Genomic DNA, 16,489 nt, shown 5'->3' on the forward strand with positions numbered 1-16,489 from the left:
TCATCATCTTACTTCTTCTCTGCGAAATAATTACGTTCGCTTTTGATATTCCCGTTCTTTGACAATACGAGCGTACATTGCTGCAAAGAACGGTTGGCATGGTCGAAGACAACAGCCGGATTCACCTTTCGACCTTGAAAATGCACCTCAAAATGTAAGTGCTCCGTGGTGGCGCGACCGGTTCGACCAGTCAATCCTATCACCTCTCCGGCTTTCACTCGCTGCCCAGCCTTAACTAGATTCTTTGATTGATGACTATAAAGTGTCTCCAAGCCATTGGCATGCTTAATAACGATACAGTTACCATAGCCTGAGAAACGCCCCGAACGAGTAACCACACCATCAAATGCTGCACGCACATTGTCGTTCGGTCTAGTCTTCAAATCAACACCCGAATGGCGACGTTTTCCGCCATACGGACTTATCACTTTACTTCCTAACAGTGGATAAGACCACTCCATCTTCGACAGATTAGACAAATTCAGCCTAATCGTATTGCCTCCTTCAAACGGATTCTTGTCCACATCTCCGCTCATACTATTGCTTGTTCCACCCTTATTAGCCATAGCCAAACTCTGTGAACCTACATTCGATGGCTCCGGTTGCGATACCGTTACACTCACTCTTTGGCCTACACGTTTGCACAACAAAGTCTGTTTACGCAATCGATGTGACTTTATTTCCAGAATTGTTTCGGGATTAATACGCGCTCCATTCACCATAATGGAAAACAAGGTATAAGCTTGTGCACCGTCATACCCCACAATAGCGATTGTCTGTCCGGCCTGAACGTGCTGCCCCACCTGTACCAAATTCTGCGCATTATGACTGTACACAGTCTCCAATCCATTATTATGGCGAATGACAACCACATTTCCGAAGCGGTTCACCGAACGCGATAAACGGACTACTCCTTCAAACATAGCCTTTACAGCATCGCCCTGCGTGGTCGTTATCTTCACTTCTTGTTGATTCACCACCTCTGCCTTTCCCACCGGAAGTGGGAAAGAATAATCGCTATTCTTAAGTATACTGAAGTCTACACTGAAAGCATTGGAACGACTGAACAGCCCCGGTGTGCTGATACTGATTTGTTGTTGTTCCGACGCACTGAATGTATCTTTAGCAGGCATAAATCCCGTTGTAATACCAATAAGCGTCAGGCCCATGACAATCTGTCTGAGTCGTGTATTCATTTTGTTTAGGTTTTAATTGTTATATAGTCTCTGTCAAAAGTATCCCAGTGAATATTCGGCCGGATTCGACACCCAGTCGACGAGCCGAAAAGAATTCATCGGAATGAGCATACGTGCATATCCCACTCATGCGAATGCACTGTGAAGCCACGCCTGCCTGTAGTAGCTGGAGTCGATTACACTCCGGCAGGTCGATATGCCACTTATTTAACTTTCGCGTAATGGCAGACATGTCAAACGATGCTTGCTCAAATTCATCGTAAACTTCCTGTCCAACTTCGAAATGTTCCAGTGAAATGCCGGGACCAATGATTGCTAATAGGTCAGAAGGTTTGGTATCATAGGCTGCAACCATCTCGGCGACACTCTTCAATACAATGCGCTTTACAGTGCCACGCCAACCGGCATGAACAGCACAACCGGCACGATGCACAGGATCGTAAAGCAAAACCGGGATGCAATCGGCTGTCGACACACCGATACAAACACCCGGAATATCGGTCATGATGCTATCCGCACCATCGAGAATAATGCGACGTTCACCAGTGGGCAAGGTAAAGAAGTCGGCCGATACCACCCGATTCTCCGTACCATGTACCTGATGCGGCAACAACAACCTGTCGTCGTCAATACCTAATGTCGCACAAAACGCGGCTCTATTATCAGCCACCGCTTCCGCATCATCCCCACAATAGGGGTTGATATTAAACTCTCCATAATCGCCTTTACTCACTCCGCCATGCCGTGTCGTGCTAAAAGCCACAACACCTTCGGCCAGTTTATAAGTATGGAGTATAGGCTTTGTCATGGGCTTGTTATTATTCTATATCGTCTTCATCCTCATATTCGAAGTCATCCAACTCGTCGAAGTCTTCGATATCAGCATCTTCCAGTTCCTCAACATCCTCATCGGCACCTTCATCATGCATCTCGTCGGCAAAGCGTATCATGTCTTTGTCGCGATGTACGAGTGTATCTTCGGCCATGATTCCTTGCAGTTTGTTGCTCTCACTGTTCAGTTCGCGCCACAAAATATCCTTCAATTCCATGAGTCCTTGCCCTGTCACCGACGAGATAAACACCACCGGTAGGTCGTCGGGCAACGTCTCTTTCAGCATCTCCATCAACTCTTCGTCTAGTAAGTCACACTTCGTTACGGCCAATACACGATGCTTATCCAGCATATCAGGGTTGAAATTACCCAATTCGCGCAGCAAAATCTCATACTCTTTCTTGATGTCGTCTGTATCACCGGGCACCATAAAGAGCAACAATGAGTTTCGTTCTATATGGCGAAGGAATCTCAAACCGAGTCCTCTACCCTCACTTGCCCCTTCAATAATTCCCGGAATATCGGCCATGACAAACGATTGCATATCGCGATAGCCCACAATTCCAAGCGACGGTTCTAGCGTTGTGAAAGGATAGTTGGCTATTTTCGGGCGTGCACTCGACAACGATGAAAGCAACGTGGACTTACCCGCGTTGGGGAATCCCACCAATCCCACATCAGCCAAAAGTTTCAACTCCATCACTACGGTGAGCTCTTCCATCGGTTCTCCGGGCTGTGCGAAGCGTGGAGCCTGATTGGTTGCGGTGCGGAACTGAAAGTTTCCAAGTCCGCCACGACCACCTTTCAGCAGCATGACCACCTGTCCGTCTTCCATCACATCACAGATATACTTACCCGTTTCAGCATTATAGACCACCGTACCACACGGTACATCAATGTACACATCCTTAGCATCGGTACCATGACACTTGTCTCTTCCACCGTTTCCACCATGCTCTGCAAATATATGGCGCTGGTATTTCAAGTGCAATAGCGTCCAGTAATTGTGGTTACCACGCAGATAGATGTTACCACCACGCCCACCGTCACCACCATCGGGTCCACCGTTGGGCTGGTATTTCACGTGGCGTAAGTGCATAGAACCTCTTCCGCCCTTACCTGAGCGACAATGTATCTTTACGTAGTCTACGAAATTTGAATCGGCCATATATTGTTAGATTACACGTTGGGGAATTTGTTCAGATGTTTAGGAGTCAATTCTTTATGCCTTCTAAAAATCCATGGAGAGACCTCCATCTATTAAAAACGAACAAGAGTTAGTAGGATTCGAGTTCTCAGCAAAGTCATAAGCCCGTGGCTCACGCTTCCATCCACTCCCACTAACTCCTATACCTTACTCTGCTTTTACAAGTTGATGTATAGATAGAAGTTAGTAGGAGGTAACGGGAGATAGCGGAAGATAACAGACATTTGTCCGATAGCTCCTGCTAACTCCTATACCTTACTCTGCTTTTACAAGTTGATATATAGATAGAAGTTAGTAGGAGGTAACGGGAGATAGCGGAAGATAACAGACATTTGTCCGATAGCTCCTGCTAACTCCCTTTAATTCCCGATAACTCCTAAGTTGAGCATACATGCGAAACTTAAACACCCTATATTATTATAGAGCGTCTACTACTGTTGCTATACGAGCAAAAATCTCGTCAACGGTGCCAAGTCCTTCGATATGATGATGGATACCTTCCTGCTCATACCAGTCGATAAGCGGAGCTGTCTGTGTGTTATATACATTCAAACGCTTCTTGATAGTCTCTTCATTATCATCGGAGCGGCCACTTTCCTTACCACGGTTGATGAGTCGAGCCATCAATTCGTCTTCCGGAACAGATAGTTCCAGCATGGCAGCCACCTTATGTCCACGCTCAGAGAGCATCTTCTTCAAAGCCTCAGCTTGTGGAGTTGTACGGGGAAACCCGTCAAAAATCACACCGGCATGGTCTTTTCCAAAGCCGTCGTATACGCTGGCGAGGATGTCAATCATCAATTCATCGGGTATCAACTGGCCGTTATCAATATATCCCTTCGCAGTCTTGCCAAGTTCTGTACCGTTCTTAATCTCGCTACGGAGCACATCACCAGTAGAGATATGACCTAATCCGTACTTTTCAATCAACTTATCGCTCTGTGTACCTTTACCAGCACCGGGAGCACCGAAAATTACAATATTCTTCATTTTTTATCTTATTATTTTCTTCTCTCTTATCAGCTGTCCAACGTGTAAATGTCTCTCAACTCGCGACCTTGCTGGTCGTAATCTAGTCCATAGCCCACAATAAAGTCGTTGGGAATCTCCATTGCAGCATACTCTATATTGAGTGGTACCTGCAACTTACCGGGTTTCAACAGCAACGTACAAATATGGATAGACGCAGGCTTACGCGTTCCAAGTTGTTCCACCATGCGCTTCATGGTCAATCCGGTATCCACAATATCTTCAACGATAACAACTGTGCGCCCCGTCAAATCTTCATTGACACCAAAAATCTCTGTGATTGTACCCGTAGAAGTCGTCCCTTGATAAGAAGCCAACTTCACAAATGAGATTTCACAAGGTATCGTGAGGTTGCGCATCAAATCAGCTGCAAAGATAAACGAGCCATTGAGCACAGCCAACAACAGTGGATTCTTGCCAGCCATATCACGATTGAGCCTTTCAGCCACTGCTTTCACACGTTCTAGAATCTTTGCTTCAGGGATAAACGTCCTAAACGTTTTGTCCTTAATAGTTACTTTATCCATTGCACTTGGAATAAAAAATTTGATTGCAAAAATACGAAAAAGAAATGAATAATAGTACATTTCCACATAGATATTACGTAGTCAACATCGTTAAATTGTCTCTTTCACCCCCACCAACTCATCACTTCTAACTCCTAACTCCTCACTTCTAGTTCCCCCTCTCGTCTACTTGTCTACTCGTCAATTTGTCAACTAGTCCACTGCAGCGTCTTGGCATTTTTGCTGTCTCCCCCTTGCAGCAATGCTGAATGGGCTTGGCAGCAGTACTGAGAAACTACTGCAACAAATTGAGTTCATCAGTTTTTGAGTAGATGAGTTATCGAGTGAACTTGTTAGTTCATGAGTTTTAAGCTGATAAGTTCTTTGTTCTCCCTCCCTTTTGGGAAACCATCGGTCATTGATTGAGTAGTTGTTGTCGGCTCAGCCACTTACACATGCCTTCAAAACGCCCTATCCAACTTCCCAAAACACCAAAAATAACATTGAAAAAATGTATAAACTGAAAGTTTTATCAAGACAAATGTATAACTTTGCACCAATTATTTAAGTTTTTATTTTAATCAGGATTATAACTATATGGACAAGAAAATGATTTCAAGAATCTCGATGATTCTATTTTTAGCAGCAATTACTTTAGTATCAACAACTTTTTTCAGCTCGTGCAGCAAAGACGACGAGTTCGACAAGAATGTACTTTCCAAGATGCTCACATTTAAAGAAGCCAACGGTAAATACATCTTCAAATACAGCACATGAAAAGCTCCCGAAGCAGACATCACATTCACCGTACCCAGCAATATGGACGGTAAAGAGATTGATCTCAGCAAAAATGGAGACTGGACTGTAGATAGCAAAGACATCAAAGCCAATGGCAAAGACAATTTACTTGACCCTACAAGCTCCGTATTTGTAAAGAGGGTGGGCAAAGAAAATATAGAACTTCGTTTCAATTTGAAGCAGACTATTCGTGGCGGAGAACAGAAGCGAAAGGGCGAGTTTGCCGGTAAAGCCAACATACAATAACCAAATAAAAAGTAGGACAAACCACTCTCATATCCGCCATTTTTTGTATTTTTGCAGGGATATGAAGATTTTTACCGGAGTTCAAATCAAAGAACTCGACAAATATACTATAGAGCACGAACCCATCGAGTCGATTGACTTGATGGAACGTGCTGCTAAAGCCATCACAAGAGCCATCACCGACCGGTGGACCAACCGTATGCAAGTGATGGTTTTTGCCGGCCCGGGTAACAACGGAGGCGATGCATTGGCCGTAGCACGCATGTTAGCCGAGCACGATTACCAAGTAAACGTGTACTTATTCAACGTACACAACTATCTATCCGAGGATTGTACCATCAACAAACAGCGACTGCTTGACTGTAAACGTGTCAAGGAGTTCAACGAAATATCCGTCAACTTTGATCCTCCCAAACTCACTAGCGACACCTTAGTGGTCGACGGACTTTTCGGTTCTGGCCTCAACAAGCCACTGGCGGGGGGCTTTGCCTCGCTCGTAAGATACATCAACCAGTCACCGGCCAAGGTGGTAAGCATTGACATGCCGTCGGGGTTGATGACCGAAGACAATACTTATAATGTTCGTATGAACATCATAAGAGCCAACGTCACCCTCACCTTACAGCAGAAAAAACTGTCGATGCTGTTGCCCGATAACCAACTATACCTCGGCGAAATACAGGTACTCGACATCCTATTGTCATCCGAATACATCGCAAAAACAGAAGCTTCCTACACACTTATTGATGAGACCGACGTAAGAAAACTGCTTAAACATCGTGGTGACTTCGTACACAAGGGCAACATGGGCAACGCTTTACTCATTGCCGGAAGCTACGGTATGTCGGGAGCAGCGATACTCGCTGCCAAAGCTTGTATGCGTTCGGGAGCAGGAAAGGTAACCATAAACACGCCAAAACGCAATTACGACATCATGCAAATCAGCGTCCCGGAAGCCGTGATGCAACTAGATAAAGACGAAACTTTCTTCTCCGAACCTGTTGATACTGCCGACTTCGATGTACTAGGTATAGGTCCCGGTATGGGGCTACAGGAGAGTACAGCCATCGCTATGATTGCCCAATTACGTCGTACTCAGTGCCCTATCGTGGCCGATGCCGACGCTTTGAACATGTTGGCCAACCACCGGGCATGGATGCAACAGTTGCCTAAGGGTATCATCATGACACCACATCCCAAAGAGTTCGACCGTCTATCGGGCGGAGCAAGTAACGGAGACTACGAACGATTGGCCAAAGCACGCGACTTAGCTGAGCATTTGGGGGCATACATCATCCTAAAAGGACACTACTCGGCACTCTGCTTGCCCGATGGTAACATCCTCTTCAACAGTACAGGAAATGCCGGTATGGCCACAGCGGGGAGCGGTGACGTACTCACAGGTATCATCACAGGTTTGTTAGCTCGTGGTTATCAGCAGCGCGAAGCATGCCTATTAGGCATGTATCTACATGGACTGGCCGGCGACATCGCTGTTCGCGACAAAGGCATGGAGAGCCTCATAGCCAGCGATTTGATAGAGTATCTGCCGCAAGCTTTTAAACGTTTAAACGACTGAAACTATGAATATCAAGAAAATCTTGCTACCGGCAGCCCTTATACTGACTGCCATGAATCTACAAGCTCAACAGCCTGTGGAAGGAACAACGTATTTCTTGCCTAAAACGGCCATCAAGTTCAACGTGCTCATAGAGAAGACTACCACCACTCCGGGGCAACTGGCGCTCTATGCCGACAAATATATGAGAATGCGCGACGTACCGCAAAAACCAACCACTACATACAGATTGGTAAGCGTAAGTACACGTTCGGTGGGTCTACCCGACTCTACCAAGCAGTTCACATTGCAACTGGACAAGAAGCATGTCATCTATAGTGTGAACAGAGATGAGAACGGCGTGCTGCTGGCTGTCAACGCCCAACCGAAGAAACAACGACCTTATAAGGCTTTCAAACCGGCTCGCAAACCGACTCCAATAGACGCCCACAACTATATGACTGAGGACATTTTGGCTGCCGGAAGTTCTGCGAAAATGGCCGAACTCATTGCACGTGAGATATACGACATACGCGATAGCCGCAACCAACTGTCGCGTGGAGAGGCCGACTTTATGCCCAAAGATGGAGAACAACTCAAATTGATGTTTGAAAACCTAGACAAACAGGAGCGTGCACTGATGCAGGTGTTCGAAGGAACAACGCAAAAAGACACCGTTGAGACAGAGATAACATTCGTTCCAGAAAAAGAGGTTGATAAACAACTACTATTCCGCTTCTCTCAAAAATTGGGCATGGTAGACATTGACGATCTTGCCGGCAGACCTTATCTTGTAAAGGTTGAGGACTTGCACGACATCGCTACGATTCAGCTGGGAACCGAGAAAGAGAAGAAATCCAAGGATGATATAGGCCTGAATGTCAATCTGCCGGGACGTATCCGCCTCACCTTATTCAAGGCAGATGAACAATGGGCGAGCTTTGAACTTTATGCAGCGCAGTTCGGACGCATGGAAACTATGAGCGGAGAATTATTTGGTAAGAAGTTCAATACAAATCTTATATTGAACGGTATCACAGGAAACGTGGAGAGTATCAATATGCAACCACAGTAAACTCGCGCACACGCGCGTACTATTATATAATATGTCATGCAGGACTTTGAACGAGTCGTGCATGGCATATCTTTTATATGGATTTCTAACAAGGACTATATTCTATTTCAATCATTTGGAAAAAGAAAATAAAAAAATATCTTAAGCGGATAGGGGGATTTTATTTTTTCTCGTCATATAGATGAATTAACGAGTAGAATCTCTCTCTACAAGACAGTAAAGTGATTGACAACCAAGGGAATAAAGACATTCCCGGCTAGCCATGAAATCTCAACTGGACATATATATGCATGAAACAGAAGGAGAGCAATATACTTTCATATAACGGACACACATTTAGACACTCAACTTTACGATGGCGGTAAACACGCCAACTCACACGATTTAAAGTCTCTCCTCTCTGTTCATGTTTTCTAAGAAAAAGATTTGATGGAATAAGAAATACGCAAACTTTTGCGTATTTTTGTAGAATGAAGTTCATTCATACCATATATATAACAATAGCACTTATTTGTTTTGTTTCGATGGAGAGTCTTGGAAAAGATCTAACCTCTATCAAACAACAAATGGCTCTCATTGAGAAAGATAGGCATGTACACTTCATTTATGACTCTTCACTACCCATCAATCAAGCTTACAATGGGGCTTCTATAAAAGGCTTGACACTCTCTGAAGCTTTAACACAACTCTTTGGCAATACCCATATAGCTTGGTCGATACAAGGACAATACGTAATACTGACAGCCAAAGAGTTACAAGTCGTCAAAAACCAGCCCAAACCACCTACCCTATATACAATTAGTGGATACGTACACGACGAACATGGAGAAGTGCTTATCAATGCAACCATCTACGATAAAGATACAGGTGCAGGCACCATGACCAATGAATACGGCTTCTATAGTCTCACACTGCCAAGTGGGCAACATACGATTCGCATTTCTTACATAGGTTTCTCTGATGAAATAAGAAGCTTTGAACTCAAGCGCAACCACAATTGTTCTATCATTCTCAAGGAGAATACACACCTCTCGGAGATTGTTGTCACGGGCGATTTGAACTCACCTTTGCTGACCACACAGACAGGTAAACGTTCGTTTGGACGCAAAGATCTACAGACAGAGTTCTCACTACTCAGTTCGCCCGATGTGGTAAAGACATTACAAAGAGTCTCCGGTGTGGCCGAAGGTGTAGAGATTGCCTCCGGACTTTACGTACATGGTGGCAACAATGATGAGAATCTATTCCTGCTGGATAGCAGCCCACTCTACCATTCAAACCACACATTAGGTATCTTCTCGGCCTTCAATACAAACATAGTAAACAATGTAGACTTCTATAAAAGCGGCTTTCCGGCACGCTACGGTGGCCGACTGTCATCGGTTATCGACGTCCGTACCAACGAAGGAAATATGGAACAAATACACGGAGCTGCCTCTATCGGACTGATAGACGGACGGTTCCAACTCGAAGGACCTATCAAGAAAGGCAAGACTTCATTCAATATTGGCATCCGACGTTCATGGATAGACCTGCTCTCCAAGCCTATCTCTTCGATTATCAGTCATAGTAAAGAATTCAAAAAGACCACTGTCAACTATATCTTCCATGACGTCAATGCGAAGGTTACACATAAGTTTAACGACCGAAGCAAATTGGCATTGAGCCTCTATTCGGGGCGCGATATGCTACGATTAGACAACAATGTGGCTTCAGCCATATTGACCGAATGGGATCGGGAAATCAGTAAATCGAAATTAACATGGGGGAATTTCAACGCCACAGTGGCTTGGCGATACCAATTTTCGCACAAACTTTTCGCCAATTTCATTGGTATTTACTCTTATAACAGGTCGAACTACACCTATAGCGACGATGATAGAATATACTTCTTAGACCATACTACGGCCGATATTTCGCACACAGAGCATGGCTACAAATCTACTATCTACGACTTAGGATACCGTACTGAGTTCGATTACAGACCGAACCCAACCCACCATATACGCTTTGGTAACGACCTTACCTACCATACATTCCATCCCCAAACCTACAGACGACTGGATTACTATGGCTATAACGAGAACGAACTGGATAGCGTTAGAACCACTAGCCACAACCGTTTGCACGCTATGGAACGGAATGCTTACATCGAAGATGAGATGACTTTCAACAACCATCTAAGCCTCAATGCCGGCATACATTTAGACCTTTTCGGTATTGTGGGTAAGAATTACTTCAATATTGATCCTCGTTTAGCTATCAAATATCAGGTAAACAACCATCTCTCCATGAAACTTTCATGGACATCCATGACCCAATTCGTTCACAAACTTTCCAATACCTATCTTGACATGCCGACTGATTACTGGGTGCCGACAACTCGTTCGCTAAGACCAATGCGGTCGTATCAGGTTGCCACAGGAGTATATACGCAGCTTGGACATAACTGGACAGCCTCGCTTGAAGCATACTATAAGTCTTCGCACAATCTAGTACAATATGCTAATTGGATGGGACTGGAACCGCCGGCAGCTAGTTGGGACAAAGACATCATGCAAGGAAAAGGACGCTATTACGGCATCTCGGTCGACCTCGGATATAAGACCAAAGACCTCAAGATAGACGCAGCTTACACGCTTTCATGGAATAAACGCAAATTTAAAGAGTTCTATCCGGGATGGTATTACGACAAATTCGACAACCGACATAAATTCAATATCAGTGGCAGATACCATCTAGCACGCAACATCTATTGCTTTGCAGCTTGGACTTTACACAGTGGTAATCGCGTAAGTATCCCTACACAGTATGCTAATTTGCCGGAAGTGCCCGCAAATATTGACGACGGAATCGTGCAATACTATTTGAATCTGGGCGATAATATAGCTAGCTTTGGCTATATCTACGACCGTCCCCACAACCAATCGTTGCCACTCTACCATCGCTTGGATGTAGGATTCGACTTCCATAAACTTACCAAGAAGAAACACGAACGTATATGGAACGTCAGTCTTTATAATGTATATTGTCACCTAAACCCACTTTACGTACAAATCAAAGTGAACAAAGAAGGTAAGTTTACAGCTCAGGCAAAAGGCTTTATACCCATCATTCCATCAATAAGTTACACTTATAAGTTCTAAAAAATGAGACTAAGAAGATTCATACAACATACTTTCATCCTCTGTATCATATGCTTGTTGGCGTTCAGTACGGTGGCATGTCAAGATGATTTCAATATTGTTTCTACCGATACTAACAACAAATTAGTAGCCTATGTATTCCCTTCTACGGCCGACACCACCTATATACAACTATGGAAGAGCATTCCTGTAGGTACAAAACGGTCTATATCAGCCTCTGAGGTAAGGGAAGCCAACATACAATATAGTGTCAATGGCATGCCACGCAAAGTTTACAAGAAAGAGAATGGTATGTACTATACCACGGGGAAACAGCAAACCGGAGATCTCATCAACTTGAGTGTATCAACCGACAGTCTCCCTAACGTAGAATCGCAAGGTTCCATTCCACAAGCTATTCCGATTATATCCGACAATACTATATACGTCACACGCATCGGAGAAGATAACATCAAGGATACATACTACCAAATACAAGCCCACTTTACCGACCCCGAAGCTACTGCAGACTACTATGCCGTGCGCATTCTAGTAAAGGATATAGCACCCAAAAACGACTCGTATGAGAATCTACAAGATTTAGATTCCGCCTATTTCTGGGCTGACATCAATACCAAAGACGAAATTGTGCTCAACCATATATCCGATATTGACAACAGTTTGGGCTTCAACAACATGTTCTATCGTAACTTCTACATCTTCAACGACCACAATATCAACGGACTAACCCATACCCTACGCCTCAACGTGTTGAGTTATCAAACCGCCATGACAAGCCAAGTACCCATCAGTCGAAGCTTTAAGGTATTCCTCTACAAGCTTTCCCCGGAGTATTATAAATTCCTCAAATCAATCAATGAATTAGCCAATAACAAGCTTGCTCGCTATGGTTTATCGCAGATGAAACCCTCTTTTACCAACATCCGCGGGGGCTTTGGCGTCCTTGGTTGCTACGCTCTGAGCGAGAGCGATTGGATGAAAGTAGAACTAGAATATTGAGAAAAGTTTTTTTATTTGCATTTTGAATGGGGGGAAATAGACTTTCTTACGTCATATGAATGAAATAGTAATTTGATCATGGACAAAAAACAAGAAACTGCCTTTGTGCTGCATTATTATCAAGAAGGAAAGCTCGATACCCGAAAAGCTATCCATAGATTTCGTGCAAGCGTCGGTATAAAGCCGAAACATACAGCCTTACGAATCGTCAGTATGGTAGCATCATTCCTCATTTTGCTCTCTATTGGCAGCTACTTGATGCTGCGTCAGCCCACAACTACATTGGTTGCCCGGACAGAGACCCAAAGTTTTTGGCTGTCAGACAGCACACATGTGACCCTATCACCACACTCGACACTCTCTTACAAAGGCGATAACTGCCGACAAGTAACCATGACTGGCAAGATATACTTTGAAGTAAAGCATGACAATCAGCGCCCTTTTGATGTGGAAAGTAGCCAAGGCCATGTACGAGTATTGGGTACTAAGTTTGAGATAGCCGAAACGACAGCACATACAGAAGTATATGTCAATAGTGGGAAAGTGCTTTTCACTGCACTAGGTCAAGCCGATGGAATCATGCTAACCAAGGGTATGCGCGCCGTCATATCACAAAAAGATGAGCGCCCTGTACGCATTGCTGACGAAGACGAGAACCACGTTAGTTGGGCCACCCATCGCTTCCACTTCGATAACACCCCTATCAATGAGGTGGTGGAAGACCTGAATGCCCACTATGGAACTCATCTTATAGCTCCCAACACCAATAAACGTCTCACAGGAAACTTTGATGCCGGGAAGCTAGATGAGATTATTGAGATTATCAATAAGACACTTGATATAAACCTTTCATTATAATACACACGCGCTTAGTCCTCGGAATGGTAACAGTAGTTTAGCGACATAGTCGACTCAAACCTTCCAGCATCCTGCTCCGAGGACAAGCTATATTTATACGAATATAGCCTTCTCCGGCGACATCACCGTAATGTGTACCGGCATTGACGTACACTTTACGTTCTTTCAGCCACCATTCTTCCAATTCAGCGACAGGCTTTCCCATAGCCGAAACATCTACCCATACCACGTAAGTGCCCTCTTGTCGCATCACTGTCCATTCCGGTTTGTGTTCTACAATGAATGCCCTTAGTGCTTTGTAGTTATCTCTTAAGTAAACATTCAATTCATCAATCCACGGCTCACCCTCCCGATAAGCAGCTTCAAGAGCCACCACTCCAAACGGATTAACATCGCAAACTTCATTGATATTGATAGCTCTGTCGATACGACGACGTACCTCTGCATTCTCACAAATGATATTAGAAATCTGCAAACCTGCAATATTGAAAGCCTTAGAAGGCGCATTCAGCGTTACCACATTCTTTAAGCAAGCCTCCGATACAGTCGCAAACGGAGTATATTGATAGCCCGGCATCACGAATTCACAGTGTATTTCATCACACACCACACGCACCCCATGGCGCAAACAGATATCGTTCATGCGTTCTAATTCCTCTTTCCGCCATACACGTCCACCCGGATTATGAGGATTACAAAGCAAGAATACCGTCGTCTTCTCATCGGCACACTTCGCTTCAAAATCCTCAAAATCTATCTCATAGGTATCATCTCGGCGTACCAATCTATTCTCCAAGACATTACACCCGGCATTTTTGATACACGAGAAGAAGCAATTATATACCGGTGTTTGAACTAAAACATTTTCTCCCGGCATCGTCAATGCCTTGAGAACACAGGCAATTCCGGGTACTACTCCCGATGTATAGAGCATCCAGTCGCGCTCAATCGTAAATCCATGACGACGCGCAAACCACCCCTGCACAGCCTCATAATAGCTTTCGGGCACTAGTGTATAACCGAAAACGCCATGTTCTACACGCTTCATCAATGCTTCCTTGATACAAGGAGCAACTTCAAAATCCATATCGGCCACCCACATTGGGATGACATCAGTGTCTTTCACTAAATCCCATTTAATACAATTGGAATTACGACGGTCTATTAGTTTATCAAAGTCAAACATGTTATTATAAATTTATCGTTTTACTATTTCGCAGTTATTTGGTGCTTTCACGAATTCGTCGTAAGTCACACTGCTAATCTCATCGGCCACAATACGACCGGTACGAGGGTTCTTGATGTTGGTTATCGTACCACGAATATCGGCTTGAATATCCGAGTCTTCAAAGGCACGGTCGCATGCTGCATCAAATGTACAGTTCTCCAACACGAGGTTTTCCACGTAACATAGCGGTTGTTCTCCACTAATATGGCAGTTTACCAAGCGCACATGATTGCTATGCCAAGCCAAGTACTCACCGTCAAGTTCACTATCATAGATGATCACATGGTCACATTCCCAAAACGCATCCTTCGTGGTAATCTTAGCATGATGCACTTCTACATTCTCACAATATTGGAAAACATATTTTGCATCGCTCTCCAATCCATCCACATAGATATTCTTGCTGAACATGAAAGGATAAGTCCCCTCATGCAAAGATACATTTTTTATTGTCAAACCATCAACTTTCCAGAAAGTTTCATCAGCATCATTGATTTTCACATTCTCCAATGTAAGGTTCTTCATCTCACGAAAAAACTTCGGTCCATCAATCACACTATCTTTCATTACCATATCTGTGCTGTACCAAATAGCCGACCGGCTCTCCGGCGCAAAGTAGCAGTTGGTTATCAGACTGCCGTCTACATGCCACCAAGGATATTTGCCATAGAATGCAGAATGGTCACATTCCAAATTTCGACAGCATTTTATACCCGACTCACCGTCCGTTATTTCAATATTTTCCAAACGCACATCGTGTGCTCCAAAGAGAGGGCGCTCGCCCCCAAACTTTTTATCTTTTATTATTTCCATCTTCATCTTGTATCTTTTGCAAAGGTAAAGAGAATATCGTAAACGGCAATTAAACAATTTACAGATTTAACTATCAATATTACTTGACGCCACATCAAGAACATCATATCATCCCTCACACAAGAAATATTCATTGCTTTAAGATGGCACTCATGAAGTTTTTCATACCTTTGCAAACAAATAATAGAAACACTTAATAAGTTATTTGTTTTGTTATGAGATATGGGAAAAGATATTAAGATTATCTGGAAAGAAGTCCAAGCCAAGCTGAATGCAAGAGAAACGATACAAGTAGATTTCGAAAAACTATCGAAATATTTTTCCAAACATCACATACATCTGAAGTCAGCATCGCTCCGTAAGCTCTGGAAATACGTCAAGGGGATAGAGAAACCGTCTCCTGAAGTCCTTGACCGCCTTGCCTTGCTTGCGGGTTTTGACGATTGGAACACCCTACGTACAACATTTAAGGATGAGGAAGAAAACACTAATAACAAATAATTAGTCTATAAAGGCCAATTAGTACGACTACTCTCATCCCCCCAATAACCAAAAAGAGGTTCAGCACCGCAATGGGCTGAACCTCTTTTTTTACTATCCTTATCGGATGGAATGAATTATTCTGCTGTAGCAACAAGAGTTCTCTTCTCCTTGATACGAGCTTTCTTACCGGTAAGTGCACGCAGATAGTACAGTTTAGCACGACGTACTTTACCACGCTTGTTCACTTCGATGCTGTCTATAGCAGGCGACTCAATAGGGAAGATACGCTCTACTCCTATGGTACCAGACATCTTACGAACAGTGAAACGCTTCTTGTCACCATGGCCGGATATTTTGATTACCACACCACGATAGAGCTGAATACGCTCTTTTGTACCCTCGACGATTCTGTAAGCTACAGTGATTGTATCACCGGCTTTGAACGATGGGAACTGCTTACCGGTAGCAAATGCTTCCTCAGCAACCTTTATTAAATCCATTTTGTTGTATTAAAA

At 43.9% G+C, this 16,489-nt stretch carries 16 protein-coding genes; 8 read left to right on the forward strand and 8 right to left on the reverse strand.

Annotated features, from left to right (window positions below; all coding sequences use genetic code 11):
- Nucleotides 1-8: 8 nt before the first annotated feature.
- From HMPREF0671_RS01700 to hpt, 5 genes are all read right to left on the reverse strand, one after another.
- Nucleotides 9-1,196, reverse strand: coding sequence for a M23 family metallopeptidase (locus tag HMPREF0671_RS01700; protein WP_036896328.1), 1,188 nt, complete (start codon nucleotides 1,194-1,196; stop codon nucleotides 9-11).
- A gap of 19 nt (nucleotides 1,197-1,215) precedes the next feature.
- Nucleotides 1,216-2,004: a peptidoglycan editing factor PgeF gene (gene pgeF / locus HMPREF0671_RS01705; protein ID WP_036896329.1), complete on the reverse strand. Its 789-nt coding sequence runs from the start codon at nucleotides 2,002-2,004 to the stop codon at nucleotides 1,216-1,218.
- A 10-nt stretch (nucleotides 2,005-2,014) separates the two neighbouring features.
- Entirely contained in the window at nucleotides 2,015-3,196 is a 1,182-nt protein-coding gene (obgE, locus tag HMPREF0671_RS01710) for a GTPase ObgE (RefSeq protein ID WP_036896330.1), read from the reverse strand.
- A gap of 456 nt (nucleotides 3,197-3,652) precedes the next feature.
- Entirely contained in the window at nucleotides 3,653-4,225 is a 573-nt protein-coding gene (locus HMPREF0671_RS01715; RefSeq protein ID WP_036896331.1) for an adenylate kinase, read from the reverse strand.
- 29 nt (nucleotides 4,226-4,254) lie between these two features.
- Nucleotides 4,255-4,791 (reverse strand): hypoxanthine phosphoribosyltransferase, encoded by a 537-nt coding sequence (hpt, locus tag HMPREF0671_RS01720; RefSeq protein ID WP_036896333.1) that lies wholly within the window; start codon nucleotides 4,789-4,791, stop codon nucleotides 4,255-4,257.
- A gap of 588 nt (nucleotides 4,792-5,379) precedes the next feature.
- Between hpt and HMPREF0671_RS12165 the strand changes: the two genes are divergently transcribed.
- The 7 genes from HMPREF0671_RS12165 to HMPREF0671_RS01755 all read left to right on the forward strand — a co-directional run bounded on the left by HMPREF0671_RS12165 (nucleotide 5,380) and on the right by HMPREF0671_RS01755 (nucleotide 13,450).
- Complete coding sequence (locus HMPREF0671_RS12165) at nucleotides 5,380-5,547, forward strand: hypothetical protein (protein ID WP_156958351.1); 168 nt, start codon at nucleotides 5,380-5,382, stop codon at nucleotides 5,545-5,547.
- Nucleotides 5,548-5,589: 42 nt separating this feature from the next.
- Nucleotides 5,590-5,814, forward strand: coding sequence for a hypothetical protein (locus HMPREF0671_RS01730; protein ID WP_036896336.1), 225 nt, complete (start codon nucleotides 5,590-5,592; stop codon nucleotides 5,812-5,814).
- 61 nt (nucleotides 5,815-5,875) lie between these two features.
- Nucleotides 5,876-7,393: a bifunctional ADP-dependent NAD(P)H-hydrate dehydratase/NAD(P)H-hydrate epimerase gene (locus HMPREF0671_RS01735; RefSeq protein ID WP_036896337.1), complete on the forward strand. Its 1,518-nt coding sequence runs from the start codon at nucleotides 5,876-5,878 to the stop codon at nucleotides 7,391-7,393.
- A 10-nt stretch (nucleotides 7,394-7,403) separates the two neighbouring features.
- On the forward strand, nucleotides 7,404-8,447 hold the full coding sequence (locus HMPREF0671_RS01740; protein ID WP_036896394.1) for a DUF4831 family protein: 1,044 nt from the start codon (nucleotides 7,404-7,406) through the stop codon (nucleotides 8,445-8,447).
- A gap of 470 nt (nucleotides 8,448-8,917) precedes the next feature.
- Nucleotides 8,918-11,593, forward strand: coding sequence for a carboxypeptidase-like regulatory domain-containing protein (locus tag HMPREF0671_RS01745; protein ID WP_036896338.1), 2,676 nt, complete (start codon nucleotides 8,918-8,920; stop codon nucleotides 11,591-11,593).
- Between the two features lie 3 nt (nucleotides 11,594-11,596).
- The gene (locus HMPREF0671_RS01750; protein ID WP_036896340.1) at nucleotides 11,597-12,592 is read left to right on the forward strand and encodes a DUF4249 domain-containing protein; all 996 of its coding nucleotides are present in this window, start codon (nucleotides 11,597-11,599) and stop codon (nucleotides 12,590-12,592) included.
- A 78-nt stretch (nucleotides 12,593-12,670) separates the two neighbouring features.
- Entirely contained in the window at nucleotides 12,671-13,450 is a 780-nt protein-coding gene (locus HMPREF0671_RS01755) for a FecR family protein (RefSeq protein WP_036896344.1), read from the forward strand.
- Between the two features lie 37 nt (nucleotides 13,451-13,487).
- On the opposite strand, the gene HMPREF0671_RS01760 is transcribed toward HMPREF0671_RS01755, so the two are convergent.
- Nucleotides 13,488-14,636, reverse strand: a complete 1,149-nt coding sequence (locus tag HMPREF0671_RS01760; protein ID WP_036896346.1) for a MalY/PatB family protein — start codon at nucleotides 14,634-14,636, stop codon at nucleotides 13,488-13,490.
- 12 nt (nucleotides 14,637-14,648) lie between these two features.
- Nucleotides 14,649-15,491 (reverse strand): DUF3737 family protein, encoded by an 843-nt coding sequence (locus HMPREF0671_RS01765; RefSeq protein WP_036896395.1) that lies wholly within the window; start codon nucleotides 15,489-15,491, stop codon nucleotides 14,649-14,651.
- 222 nt (nucleotides 15,492-15,713) lie between these two features.
- On the opposite strand from HMPREF0671_RS01765, the gene HMPREF0671_RS01770 reads away from it, so the two are divergent.
- Nucleotides 15,714-15,992, forward strand: coding sequence for a hypothetical protein (locus HMPREF0671_RS01770; RefSeq protein WP_036896347.1), 279 nt, complete (start codon nucleotides 15,714-15,716; stop codon nucleotides 15,990-15,992).
- A 116-nt stretch (nucleotides 15,993-16,108) separates the two neighbouring features.
- Here the strand turns inward: HMPREF0671_RS01770 and rplS are convergent, their stop codons facing one another.
- On the reverse strand, nucleotides 16,109-16,474 hold the full coding sequence (rplS, locus tag HMPREF0671_RS01775) for a 50S ribosomal protein L19 (RefSeq protein WP_036896348.1): 366 nt from the start codon (nucleotides 16,472-16,474) through the stop codon (nucleotides 16,109-16,111).
- Nucleotides 16,475-16,489 lie beyond the last annotated feature (15 nt).

The sequence above is a fragment of the Prevotella sp. S7 MS 2 genome (genome assembly GCF_000762865.1).
Lineage (GTDB): Bacteria > Bacteroidota > Bacteroidia > Bacteroidales > Bacteroidaceae > Prevotella.

Excerpts from the sequence above, each read along its gene's own strand:
- hpt (WP_036896333.1), bottom strand. The coding sequence starts at position 4,791 with ATGGATAAAGTAACTATTAAGGACAAAACGTTTAGGACGTTTATCCCT.
- HMPREF0671_RS01715 (WP_036896331.1), bottom strand. The coding sequence starts at position 4,225 with ATGAAGAATATTGTAATTTTCGGTGCTCCCGGTGCTGGTAAAGGTACA.
- HMPREF0671_RS01735 (WP_036896337.1), top strand. The coding sequence starts at position 5,876 with ATGAAGATTTTTACCGGAGTTCAAATCAAAGAACTCGACAAATATACT.
- HMPREF0671_RS01770 (WP_036896347.1), top strand. The coding sequence starts at position 15,714 with ATGGGAAAAGATATTAAGATTATCTGGAAAGAAGTCCAAGCCAAGCTG.
- HMPREF0671_RS01760 (WP_036896346.1), bottom strand. The coding sequence starts at position 14,636 with ATGTTTGACTTTGATAAACTAATAGACCGTCGTAATTCCAATTGTATT.
- HMPREF0671_RS01745 (WP_036896338.1), top strand. The coding sequence starts at position 8,918 with ATGAAGTTCATTCATACCATATATATAACAATAGCACTTATTTGTTTT.
- pgeF (WP_036896329.1), bottom strand. The coding sequence starts at position 2,004 with ATGACAAAGCCTATACTCCATACTTATAAACTGGCCGAAGGTGTTGTG.
- HMPREF0671_RS01765 (WP_036896395.1), bottom strand. The coding sequence starts at position 15,491 with ATGGAAATAATAAAAGATAAAAAGTTTGGGGGCGAGCGCCCTCTCTTT.
- HMPREF0671_RS01700 (WP_036896328.1), bottom strand. The coding sequence starts at position 1,196 with ATGAATACACGACTCAGACAGATTGTCATGGGCCTGACGCTTATTGGT.
- rplS (WP_036896348.1), bottom strand. The coding sequence starts at position 16,474 with ATGGATTTAATAAAGGTTGCTGAGGAAGCATTTGCTACCGGTAAGCAG.
- HMPREF0671_RS12165 (WP_156958351.1), top strand. The coding sequence starts at position 5,380 with ATGATTTCAAGAATCTCGATGATTCTATTTTTAGCAGCAATTACTTTA.
- obgE (WP_036896330.1), bottom strand. The coding sequence starts at position 3,196 with ATGGCCGATTCAAATTTCGTAGACTACGTAAAGATACATTGTCGCTCA.
- HMPREF0671_RS01755 (WP_036896344.1), top strand. The coding sequence starts at position 12,671 with ATGGACAAAAAACAAGAAACTGCCTTTGTGCTGCATTATTATCAAGAA.
- HMPREF0671_RS01750 (WP_036896340.1), top strand. The coding sequence starts at position 11,597 with ATGAGACTAAGAAGATTCATACAACATACTTTCATCCTCTGTATCATA.
- HMPREF0671_RS01730 (WP_036896336.1), top strand. The coding sequence starts at position 5,590 with ATGGACGGTAAAGAGATTGATCTCAGCAAAAATGGAGACTGGACTGTA.